Origin of the sequence: Flavobacterium alkalisoli (genome assembly GCF_008000935.1) — a bacterium.
Lineage (GTDB): Bacteria > Bacteroidota > Bacteroidia > Flavobacteriales > Flavobacteriaceae > Flavobacterium > Flavobacterium alkalisoli.
On record NZ_CP042831.1, the window covers coordinates 2,354,824 to 2,368,758 of the forward strand.

Here is a 13,935-nt window from a genome sequence, read left to right on the forward strand (position 1 = left end):
TGTAGGTGTGTAGTTTTAAGAAACAAAAAAGCGTCTTGTAGAGTTAGAAATATCACGCAGGTAAACCACCGGAATGTTTTTGTCTATAATGGTTTTCATAAAACCATTTAGGGTTACACCGCTGTTAAAGGTAGCAATGTAAGTACCTCCGTTAAACTGTAGGCTTATTAGCCCTGCACTAAGAAGGCTGTCGTTAAGCATACTTTGCGTCCACGGACTCTCAAATTCCACAACAAGGTGTTTTTCTGTTTCCTGATTTTCTCCTGTCTCCCTAAGGTTTTTTTGTTGTCCATGCCTTAGGAATATAACCTCGTCTGATGTTTTTTCAACCTCATACAGCTGCTGCGAACTTAATATAATACCCACAGGCCTGAATGGCGACTTAGCAATTGCCCTAAAATCTTCCAGTACTGTTTGCTGTGCCAGTATATCAAGGTTAGCAAGAGGTTCATCTATAAGTAATACTTTTGGTTTTCTTAATAGCATACGTGCCAGTTCAAAACGCATTTTATATCCTGACGATAAGTCTTTCCATTTGTGTTTCCTAAAGTTTCTCAGTCCCAGCCTGCCTACTATCAGTTCAACTACCAGCGGGCTTTCCTCAGGAATATAGCCATAACTGGAAGCCGTAAACATAAGATTGTCCATCATGGAGCCATACCAGGTATCTGTACGCTGCGGTATATATACCAGTTTGGTACGCAACTCATAAAGGTCACTATAATTAAACTTGTAGTTTATTTTTCCTCCTGTAGGATGTAGTTCTCCGCAAAGGGAACGTAGCAGGGTAGTTTTACCATTACCGTTTTCGCCTACAAGGCCTATAATATCACCTTCGTTAAGGGTAAGGTTAACCGGGCCTAATGAAAAAGAGGAGTATTTCTTTTTTAGTTCTATAGCTTCCAGTATAGGCTGTGCGGGCTGTATGGTAAGCTTAGCCAAAAAGGCGTGGAGTTCTTCCAGCAGACTCTCCAGTTTTTCTTTTTTTGAGCCGCTGCCGCTGTTTTCGTCAAGCCAGTCTAACAGGTTACATGTTTTTTTGTAAAAGGAAATATCCTGTGTGTCGAGAGTAAAATCAATTATTCTCTTAACTGCCAGCGTATAGTCTTCAAACCTCAGGAAATCTTTAATCTCCTGATATTGTTTTTCAAATTCGTTCATGAGTAAAGTGTGTGAAAATCAAATATATTAAATAGCAGGATATTATTAACAAAAAAAGCCCTGCAATTTGCAGGGCTTAGTCATCAATATAAATAAAACTAAAAATTATTCTGTTTAGTCAGGGTCACTTACAGTTATTGTTTTTGTTATGTAAGTGTACTGAGAGTTATCTTCAGTAGTACCGTTTGCAAACTTAAGCTCATACTCTCCGGGCTCATCGGCAGAGAAAGTATATTCTTCAGTCTGTGTTGAAGTAGTGCCTGAACACTGGCAACCTTCATATTGTACAGCAGGATAAATGTTTCTTGGGAATACATTGTTTTGCTGAAAGCCTACAAAAGTGGCACAGTTACTAACAATAGGGAAAGAAACATTTAATACTATTTCTTCTCCTGTTAAAGCTGTTTCGGGACCGGTTACATTACTAACAAACGGATAAATGGTTTGTGAGCAATAATTCTCATCATCGCTTAAACATCCGGTAAGGGTTGTAAGTGCTAAAAAAAGTGCAAATACTTTAAACTTTAAATACTTCATGTTGCTTGTAATGTGTTTATGTTACTTAGATGCAGTACCATCAATTTGGTTGCGCATCATATTGCAAATTTTAACTATTTTTTATGATTACGCAACCGCAGCCTCTCTGCTATACTTATTTCTGTACTCAACGGGAGAAAGACCGGTTAGTTTTTTAAACAGGCTGCGAAAAGTCTTTGCATCAGTATACCCCACATCATACATTACCTCGTTTACGTTTTTGTTGCTGGTTTCCAGTTCTTTTTTGGCAGCCTCAATTTTAACGCGCTGTATGTATTCGCCTGCTGTATTGTTTGTAGCTTTTTTAAAGCGCCTGTCAAAGTGCCTGCGGCCTATGGCAAACTTATCGGCAAGGTCGTCTATAGAAATTTTTTCGGCAATGTTTTTTTCTATAAACTCCTGAGCCAAACGGATAGGTTCGTCCTCATGATTTTTTTGTCCGTTAAACATAATAAACGGCGACTGACTCTTACGGTCTATTTCCAGTGCAAATATTTTTGATGCTATAATGGCAATTTCACGCCCGGCGTGCTTCTCGGTTAAATGCAGCAGCAGGTTCCAGTAAGACGAAGCACCACCGCTGGAATAAAGTCCGTTTTGTTCGGTTACAATACGGCCGTCTACAAGAGTAACCTGTGGAAACATTTCCCTAAACTCATTAGCGGTTTGCCAGTGGCTTGAACACTCCTTGCCGTTAAGAAGTCCGGTAGAAGCCAATAGGAAAGAACCTATGCAAAGGCTCGCTACTTCGCTTCCGTTTTTATAATGTTCTATAATCCAGGGCAGGAAATCTTTGTTTATCTCTATAGCAGTTGATAAATCGCCGCTTATGGCAGGGATAATAATAAGATCGGTTTTTTTAATTTCGCTTAAAAGTGCATCTGTGCGAACTGCAAAAAGCCCTCCGTTATACTCAACTTCCCGGGTTAAGCCTACAAACTGAATATCAAAAATGGGTTTGTGTCCTGCGGCTTCTAAAAAACTGTTTGCTCCGGTGAATATTGTGCGGGGATCTACCAGGCTGGCCATAACGGCTTCGTTAGGTACCAATATCGAAACATGTATCATAATTCCTTTTATTTTTTACAAAAACAATAATAAGGTGGCAGTGATAAACATGGAATAAAGAGCTAAGGTAATAAAATTATTTATGTCGTTAACAACACCCTAAAATGTCTTTACAGGCACCATATATCCGTTTTTTACAACAGTAACTTTGTAGTACACTATTAAACAATACACCTTGAATACCAATGTCCAAATTATTCCTCCAAATATATCTCCTAAAAGAAAACTGATCCTCTCCATGAATGTTACAGAGGACGGTTTTCTTTCGGGGCCAAACTGTGAGCTCGACTGGCACTTTAATACCTGGACTACCGAAATGGCCGAATGCCTTGCCGAAGAACTTAAAAAAGCCGATTCAGTTATTTTTGGGAGGATAACATATAACGCCATGGCGGCTTATTGGTCTGCCAAGGGGATAGACCTTACCGGTCCCGTTGAAGACCGTGCCTTTGCTGAAATGCTTAACACATATACCAAGATTGTTTTTTCGGATACACTAAAACATACGGTTTGGAATAATACTATAACCGTAAAGGAAGATCCGGAACAGTATATTAAAAAGATGAAGAAGGAGGCAGGCGATCCGGTAATGATATACGGCAGTGCTAAACTGGCAGGATATCTTATAGAGAAAAACCTGATAGACGAATTTCACTTATGGGTACACCCTGTTAAGCTTATTAAAGGGAAACCTTTGTTTGGTGCTCCTGTTTTATCTTTTTTAGAGTTGGAAAAAACACGGCAGTTTCGCAACGGGGTAGTGCTACACTACTATAAATTAAAGGTTTAGTTATTGGAGTAATTTCTATACCTTTATAAAACAAACCATTATTAAAATGACCCGATTTATTACATTCCTTTTCGTTTTATTAGTGATTTTCGGCTGTGCGGTTAAGACCGACGACGGCCTTTCTCTAAAACGCTATAATAAGATAAACGCTTATCTGGATGAAAAAGACTTTTTTCATGCCCGTGATACTTTTAATTACTACAAATTAGAAATAGCTAAACCACAAAGACTGATTTTAGAAGCTTTTATAGACAATGCTTTTAATGATCCTGAATCATCCAACAAAGTGATAGATGAGATTTTTGAAAAGTATGCCGACGTAGTGAATGATTCTGTCAAGCTAAAACTACTGGAGGTACAGCAGGGCAATTATGTGCATTTGTATGAATATGAAAAGGCAAACCAGACAGTAAAAGAGATACTGGAGAACTATAGCGGGATATTGTCTAAAGATGAAATAGACGATTATAAAAACTCCCAAATTATTTGGAATGCACTTTCGGTTCAGCCCAAACAGGAAGTGATTATACAAAGAAATACAACACTTGCAATTAAAAGGGATGCGGCACAGCTCGCTAACCTTAAGGTACAGGCTAATGGTATTGATACCGACTTTATTTTTGATACAGGGGCTAATATTTCTACCGTAACACAAAGCACAGCCAAAAAGCTTAACATGAAAATGCTTGATGGCTCTGTACAAGTAGGTGCCATAACGGGGTTAACGGTACAATCGCAGCTGGCTATATGCCCTGAGTTTACATTAGGTGATATAACTGTAAAGAATGCCGTATTTCTTGTGTTTCCCGATGAAGCACTGGCTTTCCCGCAAATAAACTACCAGATAAACGGTATTTTAGGGTATCCGGTTATAGAGGCTATGAAACAGATAACCATTACACAAAAAGAGGAATTTATAGTGCCTAAGGTACCGGTGCAGTATCCGTTGCGCAACATGGCGCTCGATTTTTTAAACCCTGTAATTTGTATTGAGGGAGAACATTACACGTTCGACTCCGGTGCTGTGGGGACTTCACTATACAACAGGTTCTTTTTTAAGCACAGGGAGACCATTCAGGGTAAATACCAGGAAACCGACTTAAGCTTTGGCGGGGCAGGGGGAACACTTTCCAAAAGAGGATACTTTATAACTTTTGAACCTGAAATTGAAGGCCGTAAAATTGTGCTTGACAGTGTACAGGTATTTACTGAAAACATAGGCGATAAGCCCAATATGTACTACGGCAATATTGGTCAGGATGTTATAAAGCAGTTCAATAAAATGACCATCAACTTTAAGTACATGTACATAAAGTTCGATTAAACAGTAAAGGGAAATTACAATGCAATTTCCCTTCTTTCTGCTAATTCTTTTATTTTTTGCGAAGCGGTTTTTTCAAAATCAACGCTTGTATCAAAATATTTGTCACCATCGGCAAGAATGGCAAAGTCGCCTATTTCCACACCCAACCATGTATGGTCTTCGTTGTCTACAGTAAGGGTATAGGTATAACCTATATTGGTAACACGCTCTTCCCATGTAGGTACATACAGCTCGTAACGTAACATTTGGTTAGGCACAAACTCTACTACTGATAATTTAGAATATCCCGGCCATTCTATTACGGTTGCAGGATGAATTTCAAAATCACCAAAATCTTCTGGAAGCTGATCCCACTGGCGTATGTACTTTGGTTTTGTAAGCACTTCCCATACTCGTTCAAGGGGTGCATCAATCCTGATGTTGTTTTTTACAATTAGTGATTTACTCATAGCTTTTTTTGTTTTTTTAAGGTTTACGATTCGTCTTTAGTCCTTTTCACCAGCCCTATTCCCGATATAAAGAAAATAAGCCCTAATACACCATATACAATGGTCATTTTTACATTTTGCTCAGATGTTGAGGTTGCAGCAAAAACATAGGCAGCATAAATAAGTCCGGCAATTCCCAGTACCGTAAGTATGGCACCAAAGGTTCTTTTTAAGTTCATAAAATTTAAGGTTTTTGGTTGTACTTAGTAAGGTGCACTAACAAATTTCAGTCTTATATTTTTAAATTGCGCAACACTTTTTATTTATTTAACATTTGAGAGGTTTTTACTGTTTTTAGTTTTATTTAACATAAAATCAAGGAGTTAAAACCGTGTTTCGAAACCCTTTGTATAGCGGGACATTCTTTAAAAACTGTAATTTTTTACCTGCCAAAATTATCTTAAACAAAAGTTATTTAGTCATAAAGTACTGGTTTCAAACGATATAAATTTAGAACTTGCGGTGTAGAAATTTACCAAAAACAATTACCTATGAAGCTACTATACTTTTTCCTTTTAATGTTTGTTATACTGCTGGGAGGGTACCTGTATGTAAACGACTTCAGTTTTGACAATTCATCCTTTAGCGGATATCTGTTAAATACCCTGTTTTTCTTTCTACTGTCGCTGGTAGGTATTATTACCCTTGTACTTGCGGTAGTGTCCATAAAAAGAAAAAGTGCCCACAAAGGCATAATGACTATCAGGCAATATTATGAATACAAAGAATACAAAACAGACTAGATTTGAGTTTAGTTAATCGATAATTATAGAAGGTGTGTTAATTCAGAAACCCGGAGGATTACTATAATCTTTCGGGTTTTTTGCATACTTAGTAAATCAGGTTCTAAGTTTCTAAGATACTTAGTTTTAATTTTTTCATGCTTACTCTAAGAAACTAAGCTCCTTAGATACTTTTTTTACTCACTATCAAGGTTCTCGTTAAAAACCGAAGGTAGCATTTTAGGAATAAATTTAATAAGCAGCGGCAGTAAAAGGCTCCCGCCCGGTAAAAGGAAAATGGTAAGCGACGGAACGGTTTTACATATTTCCAGCAGCTGTTTCTTTACCTTTTTCTTTTCGCGCTCATCAAGGCTTCGGTGGGTAGAGTGTGTTAGTAACAGCATCAGTTCGCCGTTATTGGATATTTCCTTAATAAGCCTCTTCTTATTTCGGTTAATAAGCAGCGATACTGTTTGTGCCGCATGCCCGTAAAAATGCTTAATAGGGTTTGAGTAACGGAAATACGGAATCTCCTCTTTATATTCCTCTATAAACAGGTTAAACGACTCAATACTTTGCTCGGCAGTTTCAGGGCTAAGGTTAAGCAGCCATGCCAAATGATATAAAAACTCCGTTTCGGTTTGTTCTTCCACACCATCGCTCCACACAGCCATACCCGCCATGTCAAGCAGGTAATTCTTTTCCAGGTCCGATTCTGCAAAACTCGTATCGGGCATAGTTATGTCGCCGTTGTTTATTTTAGAAAGCTTGGTGTATCTAACAGACGATTCAAACAGTTTGATAAGTAAATCGTCGTAGTATGATTTCTCTTTTTTTGTGGTAAGCGCAATAGCCACTATACCCATAACTGTTTCCTCCAGCCTGCGCAGGTATTTTTCAGGCAGGTCATTATACAACAGGTACTGGCGAAAAGCAAGTACATCCATAAACAATAACGCATTGGTAAGTATATGCGAAAAGTTACGGCTTATAATGTTGTCGTTGGTCTTAATCCTTTGCTCCAGTATTTCTTCAAGCTGATGGCTTAGATTACCTGCAGGCAACACCATTTTAAGTGGGTTGAAACCTTCGGGCGTCATGGCCTTATAAAAAGCAATGGCTTTATTGATGAAGTCGGGTTTATCGTCTTTTTGGGTAATAAGCCTGTAAAGCGCAAACTGGGTATTAAGCAGGGCTGCTTTCGTGGTTTCTTCCGATGTCCACCCTTTCGTCTCAGCATCATCAAGATCGTTAAAGCTAATTACGTGTCCGTATATAAAACCGGTTTCCCTAACGCGAAGATAAAACTCGCGGGAACTGCTATATATCTGCGGATTGCTTTTAAGCTTCGCAAAAAACTTGTCTATCCAGCCACTGGCAGAAGGGTTAATCATGGTGGTGTTAATTGTACTGCAAAGCTATGATTTTTTAAATAGTATGAAACCTATTTAACAAGAGTTAAATATATCCTATAATTTGGCTAACTAACATTTTACAAATCCTTTATCCGCTACTTTTGTAAGTAAACCGCTAATTTATAAGAGTATGACACTTAAAGCAGGCTACCCGTTTTGGCTTATTAAAGACGGACTCCCATTTACTTTCCCGAAACTTGACCATGATGTAGATACCGATGTTGTTATTATAGGAGCCGGTATTTCGGGAGCACTGGTTAGGTACTATCTGGTTAAGGCAGGTATAAAATGTACTACCATAGATGCCCGCACCATAGGGCTGGGCAGTACCAGTGCCAGTACGTCACTGCTTCAGTATGAAATAGATGTGCCCTTATATAAGCTGAACGAGATGATAGGGAAGGAGAAGGCACAAAGGGCTTATCAGTTATGCGGAGAGGCTATAGACAAGCTGGCTGAGATAACTAAAGACTTTAAGCTTGACGAACTTAAAAAACGTAAAAGTCTGTACTATGCTGCCTACAAGAAAGATGTTTCCTGGCTTAAAAAGGAGTATGAAGCCAGAAAAGAAGCAGGTTTTAAAGTAAAGTGGCTGAATGAAGAGGAGGTTATGGAGCAGTTTGGTTTTAAGTCGTATGGTGCCATATTATCTGATAAGGCAGCCGAAACCAATGCCTATATGCTTACCCATTGCCTTTTGCAGCAGAAAGGGAAAAATAAGTCGCTCGAAATTTACGACCGTACTCCGGTAACAGATATAAAACATACTAAGAATGGGGTAGTGCTTACAACCGAATCGGGGCATACCCTAAAGGCTAAAAAGCTGGTTTATGCTACCGGATATGAAGTAGTAGACTTTATCGATAAGGATATTGTGAAGTTGTTGTCTACTTATGCGGTGGTGAGTGAGCAGTATAACGAAAGGCAGTTTTGGAAGGATGAGGTGCTGATTTGGAATACTGCCGACCCATACCTTTATATACGTACCACATCCGATAATCGTGTGCTGGTAGGGGGCAGGGATGAGGATTTTTCCAATCCGGCAAAAAGAGATAAACTTATTTCCAAAAAGACAAAACAACTTACTAACGATGTAAATAAACTGTTTCCGGAACTTGACTTTAAACCTGAGTTTAGCTGGACAGGAACGTTTGGTTCCACAAAAGACGGATTGCCATATATAGGTCCGTACAGTAAAAAGCCTAACAGTTATTTTTCGTTGGGATTTGGAGGAAATGGTATTACCTTTAGTCTTATTGGCGCAGAAATTATTTGCGACCTGCTACAAGGTAAAGATAATCCTGATGCCGAGCTTTTTTCGTTTGACAGATAAACTTACTACTTGATATGAAAATAAAATATGGAGCCACAAAGGTGTGGACGCTTTTAAAAACCACCTTTTCTGAGTTTAATAACGATAATGCCATTAAGCTGGCAGCTTCATTGTCTTATTACACCATATTTTCTATAGCACCGTTGTCTATCATTATCATTTCTATATGTGGCCTTGTATTTGGGGAAGATGCCGTAAGGGGAGAGTTTTACGGACAGATAAACGAGTTTGTAGGGTCAAAGGCTGCGGCACAAATTCAGGAAGCGATAACTAATACAAAACTTTCCGGCGATAATATTTTCAGTCTTATAGTGGGATTGATTATACTACTTATAGGCGCCTCGGGAGTATTTGTAGAAATACAAAGCTCTATTAACTATATATGGGAACTAAGGGCTAAGCCGGACAAAGGACTTAAAAAGTTTATACAAAACAGGCTTATGTCTTTTTCCATGATAGGGGTTATTGGCTTCCTGCTTATGGTAAGCCTTTTGGCTAATACACTTCTTGATTTGCTTAATGAAAGGCTGCATTCCCTTTTATCAGATAGTACCGTCTATTTGGTATATGTACTTAATTTTGTCGTAGTATTTATAATTATTACCCTGCTTTTCTCTGTAATTTTCCGTACGCTACCCGATGGCTATGTAAAATGGAAAGATACTTTTGTAGGATCTGCCACCACAGCCATACTGTTTATGATAGGTAAATTTGGCATCAGCCTGTATCTGGGCAGTTCTAATGTGGCTACCGCTTTTGGTGCTGCGGGTTCTATAATTATAATACTGGTTTGGGTATATTATTCGGCAATAATACTATACTTCGGAGCCGAATTCACTAAGGTCTACGCACGCCTCTACGGCAAGAAAATTACTCCTAAACCTTATGCGGTTAAGATAAGGAAAGAGATAGTAGAGGTATAAATCACATTTAGTATTTCCCTAACACTAATTGGCAAACCGCTAACAATTTAGTCATATTTTATGTGTTAATTTTGGAGTATACAAAAAGAGATAATCCAATAACCTAAATAACAAAGAATATGAAAAAGAGATCAATTTTAGGGAAAATGCTGTTAGGTATGGCTGTTTTCACTTTGTCTTTCGGAATGACTTCATGTAAAGACAATAAGGAAAAAGACGCTACCGAAATGGCAGAAGACCAAAACGAGGAAAAGTTTGACGATACTAACGAGGCTAAAGAAGAAGACTCTGATTATCTTGTTTTTGCAGCCGATACTCATATGAAGGAAATTGAGCTGGGCAAACTGGCACAGCAAAAAAGTACAAATGCCGATGTAAGGCAATATGCAGAAATGCTTATTACCGACCATACAAAGGCTCTTGAAGATTTAAAGAAAACAGCAGAAGCAAAAAACATATCGCTGCCCACAGCTTTAAGTGAAGACGGAAAAGACGCTTACAACAAACTAAGTGAGGAGAAAGCAGAAGATTTTGATAAGAAGTATGTGGATATGATGGTGGATGGTCATGAGAAGGCAATAGAGAAGATGGAGAAGGCCAGCGAAAAAGCAAATGATGAAGATATAAGAATGTGGGCCGCCGATATGTTACCTACGCTGAAAACACATCAGGATGAAGCTGAAAGGCTTGAGGACAAGCTTGATGCAATGAAATAATTATAAGAAGGGAGAAATTGCTATGAAAAACCTTTTATTTATAATTGCTTTTGTACTAGTTATACTGTGGGCTTTAGGAAGTTTTGTGGTACATGTGGGAGGAGCACTGATTCACTTACTGCTGTTGGTTGCACTAATAGCGATATTGGTTAATGTTCTTAAAGGAAATAAGCCCCTGAACTAAGAATACACAATGTTATTAAGAAGCCGCTGCGATACATTCGCAGCGGCTTTTTTGTTTGTAGTGGTTTAGGTAGCTTTATTGTAATTAAAAACCCCGCCATTGGCGGGGTTTAACAAACTAAACTAAAAACGGAATTTTCATTTTACATTAGTGGTGATTAATAAATGTAAGCGTTCTCGTCTACCAGTTTTGCTGCAATGGTTTCCCTTAGGGCTACCACGTTAGGCATATTGGTATATTTAGTGAAGCGTTTTAGGCCCATAAGCATCATGCGTTGTTCGTCACCTTCTGCAAATGAAGCAATACCTTCTTTACCTTTAGTATTTACGGTGTCTACAGCTTTGTATAAGTATAACTGAGCCATAGCAATCTGTTCTTTTACGTTTTCTGCTCCTTTGTTCTTAGCTAGTTTCTCTGTTCTTAAGATAACAGATTCTGCCATATAGATCTCGATAAGGATATCTGAAGCAGCCATTAGTAATTGCTGGTGCTGATCCAGATCCGGACCGTATTTTTGTACGGCACTACCGGCAACCATAAGGAATGCTTTTTTAAGCTTACCTATAATTTCCTTCTCCTCTGCAAAAAGCTCAGAGTAATCCGGTTTATCAAACGATGGGATACCCATAAGTTCCTCAGCTACTTTCATAGCAGGGCCTAAAAGGTCTACGTGGCCTTTCATTGCTTTCTTAACAAGCATGCCTACCGACAGCATACGGTTAATTTCGTTTGTTCCTTCATAAATACGCGCAATCCTTGCATCTCTCCAGGCACTTTCCATCGGAGTATCTTCAGAGAAGCCCATACCTCCAAATATCTGGATACCTTCGTCGCTACAGTTCTGGATATCTTCCGATACCGCCACTTTAAGGATAGAACACTCAATAGCAAATTCCTCAACGCCTTTAAGCTCTGCATCCTGATGTGATTCACCAGCGGCTACACGAGCCTCAATACGGTCTTCTATACTTTTTGCGGCACGGTAGCATGCACTTTCTCCGGCATAAGCACTGGCAGCCATTTCAGCCAGTTTAGCACGTATGGCACCAAAGCTTGAAATAGCAGTGTTAAACTGTACTCTTTCGTTAGCATATTTAACCGCTCCCGAAATGGTTCTTCTTTGTGCATCAAGACATGCAGCAGCCAGTTTAATACGGCCTACGTTAAGGGCATTCATGGCAATTTTAAAACCATTGCCTCTTTCAGAAAGCATGTTCTCTACAGGTACTTTAGTCTCGTTAAAGAATACCTGACGGGTAGAGGAGGCACGAATACCCAGTTTATGTTCCTCTTCGTTCATAGAGATACCGTTACTTGGGTCATTCTCTACGATGAATCCGGTTATGTTTTTATCGTCTTCTATACGTGCAAACACAATAAACAGGCTACAGAATCCGGCATTAGATATCCACATTTTTTGTCCTGTAATCTTATAGTGTGTGCCGTCATCGCTAAGTACCGCTTTGGTTTTACCTGAGTTGGCATCACTACCTGCACCCGGCTCTGTAAGGCAGTAAGCACCAAACCATTCACCGCTGGCAAGCTTAGGTACATATTTCTTTTTCTGTTCTTCAGTTCCGTAAAGGGTAATTGGCATAGTACCAATACCTGTATGAGCACCAAATGCAGTTGAGAACGAACCCGTAGCACCCGAGATATAGTCACAAACCAGCATGGTAGAAACAAAGCCCATCCCCAGTCCGCCATACTCTTCCGGTACAGCTACACCAAGAAAGCCAAGCTCTCCTGCCTTCTCCATACACTCTTTGGTGTACGCATAATCCTTATTCTCAAAACGGTCTTTATGAGGCCATAACTCACGATCAACAAATTCCTTAACCGTGTCACGCATCATAACCTGCTCTTCCGAAAAATCTTCGGGTGTGAATACATCTTCACATTTTGTTTCTTTTACAAGAAACTGACCGCCTCTTGTTATATCTTTTACTTCAGCCATAATCTGCCCCCTAACCCCCAGAGGGGGAACACCTATTAGGGGTAAATAGGGTTTTAGTTATACGTATATTTATATTTTAGTAATTTTTAAAACTCCCCCTTTGGGGGATGGGGGGCTACATTAATTCATAAATTCCCGCAGCCCCTTGTCCGGTACCTACACACATGGTAACCATACCGTATTTGCTTCCGCGGTTTTTCATTTCATCAAATAACTGAACAGACAGTTTTGCACCTGTACATCCCAATGGGTGACCTAGTGCAATAGCACCTCCGTTTACGTTTACAATATCCTTATTAAGTCCAAGCTCACGGATAACAGCAAGCGACTGAGAAGCAAAAGCTTCGTTAAGCTCAATAAGTTCGATGTCATTTAGCTTCAATCCGGCCATTTCCACAGCCTTTGGAATAGCTTTTACAGGTCCAATACCCATAATTCTTGGTTCTACACCGGCAGCTGCATAGCTTACCAGTCGTGCAATAGGCTCAAGGTTAAGTTCCTTAACCATTTCTTCGCTCATTACCATTACAAAAGCGGCACCATCACTCATTTGAGATGAAGTACCCGCTGTAACGCTACCATCGGCAGCAAATACAGGGCGAAGTTTACCAAGTGCCTCAACGGAAGTATCGGCACGCGGACCTTCGTCTTTTGTTACAGTATAATTTTTAGTAGCTCTTTTACCATTAGAATCTACATAAACCTGCTCTACTGTAATAGGTACAATCTGTTTGTCAAATTTTCCTTCTGCCTGTGCTTTCAGTGCTTTTTGGTGTGACTGATAGCCAAACTCATCCTGGTCTTCACGGCTTACATTGTATTTTTTAGCAACCGCTTCGGCAGTAAGTCCCATTCCCCAGTAGTAGTCCTCATGGCCGTTTTTAGCCAGTTGGTAATCCGGTACCGGTTTATAACCTCCCATAGGGATGTAGCTCATGCTTTCTGCACCGCCTGCAATAATACAATTAGCCATTCCGCTTTTGTATTTTGGCAGTAGCCATAGCAATAGTTTCCAGTCCCGATGCACAGTAACGGTTCACAGTAACTCCCGGCACATCCTCAACCTTAAAGTCCCATAAGGGAAATAAGTCGGGCAAAGTTTAAGCCCTGTTCGGCTTCCGGCATGGCGTTACCCACCATTACGTCATCAATTCTTGTTTTGTCCAGCTGCGGAAGTTCATTCATGATATACTGAATGGTTTCTGCGGCCAGTTCGTCAGGTCGTTTGAATCTAAAAACTCCTTTGGGAGCTTTCCCTACCGCAGTACGATAGGCCTTAACGATATATGCTGTTTTCATTTTTATTAGATTTTGAAT

General features: G+C 39.5%; 14 protein-coding genes and 1 pseudogene. 7 read left to right on the forward strand and 8 right to left on the reverse strand.

Going from position 1 to position 13,935, the window contains the following annotated elements; translation table 11 throughout:
* Positions 1–15 precede the first annotated feature (15 nt).
* The 3 genes from FUA48_RS10450 to FUA48_RS10460 form a co-directional block, all read right to left on the reverse strand.
* The gene (locus FUA48_RS10450) at positions 16–1,161 is read right to left on the reverse strand and encodes an ABC transporter ATP-binding protein (protein ID WP_147583477.1); all 1,146 of its coding nucleotides are present in this window, start codon (positions 1,159–1,161) and stop codon (positions 16–18) included.
* A gap of 114 nt (positions 1,162–1,275) precedes the next feature.
* Positions 1,276–1,698 (reverse strand): hypothetical protein, encoded by a 423-nt coding sequence (locus FUA48_RS10455; RefSeq protein ID WP_147583478.1) that lies wholly within the window; start codon positions 1,696–1,698, stop codon positions 1,276–1,278.
* An 87-nt stretch (positions 1,699–1,785) separates the two neighbouring features.
* Complete coding sequence (locus FUA48_RS10460) at positions 1,786–2,766, reverse strand: GlxA family transcriptional regulator (protein WP_147583479.1); 981 nt, start codon at positions 2,764–2,766, stop codon at positions 1,786–1,788.
* Between the two features lie 175 nt (positions 2,767–2,941).
* Here FUA48_RS10460 and FUA48_RS10465 point away from each other — a divergent pair, with 175 nt between their 5' ends.
* Both FUA48_RS10465 and FUA48_RS10470 read left to right on the forward strand, forming a co-directional pair.
* On the forward strand, positions 2,942–3,556 hold the full coding sequence (locus FUA48_RS10465) for a dihydrofolate reductase family protein (RefSeq protein WP_262712734.1): 615 nt from the start codon (positions 2,942–2,944) through the stop codon (positions 3,554–3,556).
* Positions 3,557–3,602: 46 nt separating this feature from the next.
* Positions 3,603–4,880 carry a retropepsin-like aspartic protease gene (locus tag FUA48_RS10470; RefSeq protein WP_147583481.1) on the forward strand — a complete coding sequence of 426 codons (1,278 nt, stop codon included), beginning with the start codon at positions 3,603–3,605 and terminating at the stop codon, positions 4,878–4,880.
* A gap of 14 nt (positions 4,881–4,894) precedes the next feature.
* Here FUA48_RS10470 and FUA48_RS10475 read toward each other — a convergent pair whose 3' ends face one another.
* Positions 4,895–5,329, reverse strand: a complete 435-nt coding sequence (locus FUA48_RS10475; RefSeq protein ID WP_147583482.1) for an SRPBCC domain-containing protein — start codon at positions 5,327–5,329, stop codon at positions 4,895–4,897.
* Positions 5,330–5,352: 23 nt separating this feature from the next.
* Positions 5,353–5,547 (reverse strand): hypothetical protein, encoded by a 195-nt coding sequence (locus FUA48_RS10480; RefSeq protein ID WP_147583483.1) that lies wholly within the window; start codon positions 5,545–5,547, stop codon positions 5,353–5,355.
* A gap of 312 nt (positions 5,548–5,859) precedes the next feature.
* On the opposite strand from FUA48_RS10480, the gene FUA48_RS10485 reads away from it, so the two are divergent.
* Positions 5,860–6,111, forward strand: a complete 252-nt coding sequence (locus FUA48_RS10485; protein ID WP_147583484.1) for a hypothetical protein — start codon at positions 5,860–5,862, stop codon at positions 6,109–6,111.
* Positions 6,112–6,287: 176 nt separating this feature from the next.
* Here FUA48_RS10485 and FUA48_RS10490 read toward each other — a convergent pair whose 3' ends face one another.
* The gene (locus tag FUA48_RS10490; protein WP_147583485.1) at positions 6,288–7,484 is read right to left on the reverse strand and encodes an LETM1-related biofilm-associated protein; all 1,197 of its coding nucleotides are present in this window, start codon (positions 7,482–7,484) and stop codon (positions 6,288–6,290) included.
* Positions 7,485–7,635: 151 nt separating this feature from the next.
* On the opposite strand from FUA48_RS10490, the gene FUA48_RS10495 reads away from it, so the two are divergent.
* From FUA48_RS10495 to FUA48_RS10510, 4 genes are all read left to right on the forward strand, one after another.
* Complete coding sequence (locus FUA48_RS10495; protein WP_147583486.1) at positions 7,636–8,838, forward strand: NAD(P)/FAD-dependent oxidoreductase; 1,203 nt, start codon at positions 7,636–7,638, stop codon at positions 8,836–8,838.
* Positions 8,839–8,852: 14 nt separating this feature from the next.
* A complete protein-coding gene (locus tag FUA48_RS10500) occupies positions 8,853–9,761 on the forward strand; it encodes a YihY/virulence factor BrkB family protein (protein WP_147583487.1) in 909 nt (302 codons plus the stop codon).
* A 119-nt stretch (positions 9,762–9,880) separates the two neighbouring features.
* Positions 9,881–10,477 (forward strand): DUF4142 domain-containing protein, encoded by a 597-nt coding sequence (locus FUA48_RS10505; protein WP_147583488.1) that lies wholly within the window; start codon positions 9,881–9,883, stop codon positions 10,475–10,477.
* 22 nt (positions 10,478–10,499) lie between these two features.
* Entirely contained in the window at positions 10,500–10,661 is a 162-nt protein-coding gene (locus FUA48_RS10510; protein WP_147583489.1) for a lmo0937 family membrane protein, read from the forward strand.
* Positions 10,662–10,818: 157 nt separating this feature from the next.
* On the opposite strand, the gene FUA48_RS10515 is transcribed toward FUA48_RS10510, so the two are convergent.
* Together FUA48_RS10515 and FUA48_RS10520 are read right to left on the reverse strand one after the other, a co-directional pair.
* Positions 10,819–12,618, reverse strand: coding sequence for an acyl-CoA dehydrogenase family protein (locus FUA48_RS10515; protein WP_147583490.1), 1,800 nt, complete (start codon positions 12,616–12,618; stop codon positions 10,819–10,821).
* A gap of 115 nt (positions 12,619–12,733) precedes the next feature.
* A pseudogene (locus FUA48_RS10520) lies at positions 12,734–13,917 on the reverse strand (acetyl-CoA C-acyltransferase).
* Between the last annotated feature and the right edge of the window lie 18 nt (positions 13,918–13,935).

What these genes read in the sequence shown, in the direction of transcription:
- FUA48_RS10450 (WP_147583477.1), bottom strand. Translation starts at nt 1,161, where the DNA reads ATGAACGAATTTGAAAAACAATATCAGGAGATTAAAGATTTCCTGAGG.
- FUA48_RS10505 (WP_147583488.1), top strand. Translation starts at nt 9,881, where the DNA reads ATGAAAAAGAGATCAATTTTAGGGAAAATGCTGTTAGGTATGGCTGTT.
- FUA48_RS10485 (WP_147583484.1), top strand. Translation starts at nt 5,860, where the DNA reads ATGAAGCTACTATACTTTTTCCTTTTAATGTTTGTTATACTGCTGGGA.
- FUA48_RS10470 (WP_147583481.1), top strand. Translation starts at nt 3,603, where the DNA reads ATGACCCGATTTATTACATTCCTTTTCGTTTTATTAGTGATTTTCGGC.
- FUA48_RS10460 (WP_147583479.1), bottom strand. Translation starts at nt 2,766, where the DNA reads ATGATACATGTTTCGATATTGGTACCTAACGAAGCCGTTATGGCCAGC.
- FUA48_RS10455 (WP_147583478.1), bottom strand. Translation starts at nt 1,698, where the DNA reads ATGAAGTATTTAAAGTTTAAAGTATTTGCACTTTTTTTAGCACTTACA.
- FUA48_RS10510 (WP_147583489.1), top strand. Translation starts at nt 10,500, where the DNA reads ATGAAAAACCTTTTATTTATAATTGCTTTTGTACTAGTTATACTGTGG.
- FUA48_RS10495 (WP_147583486.1), top strand. Translation starts at nt 7,636, where the DNA reads ATGACACTTAAAGCAGGCTACCCGTTTTGGCTTATTAAAGACGGACTC.
- FUA48_RS10475 (WP_147583482.1), bottom strand. Translation starts at nt 5,329, where the DNA reads ATGAGTAAATCACTAATTGTAAAAAACAACATCAGGATTGATGCACCC.
- FUA48_RS10500 (WP_147583487.1), top strand. Translation starts at nt 8,853, where the DNA reads ATGAAAATAAAATATGGAGCCACAAAGGTGTGGACGCTTTTAAAAACC.
- FUA48_RS10490 (WP_147583485.1), bottom strand. Translation starts at nt 7,484, where the DNA reads ATGATTAACCCTTCTGCCAGTGGCTGGATAGACAAGTTTTTTGCGAAG.
- FUA48_RS10480 (WP_147583483.1), bottom strand. Translation starts at nt 5,547, where the DNA reads ATGAACTTAAAAAGAACCTTTGGTGCCATACTTACGGTACTGGGAATT.
- FUA48_RS10515 (WP_147583490.1), bottom strand. Translation starts at nt 12,618, where the DNA reads ATGGCTGAAGTAAAAGATATAACAAGAGGCGGTCAGTTTCTTGTAAAA.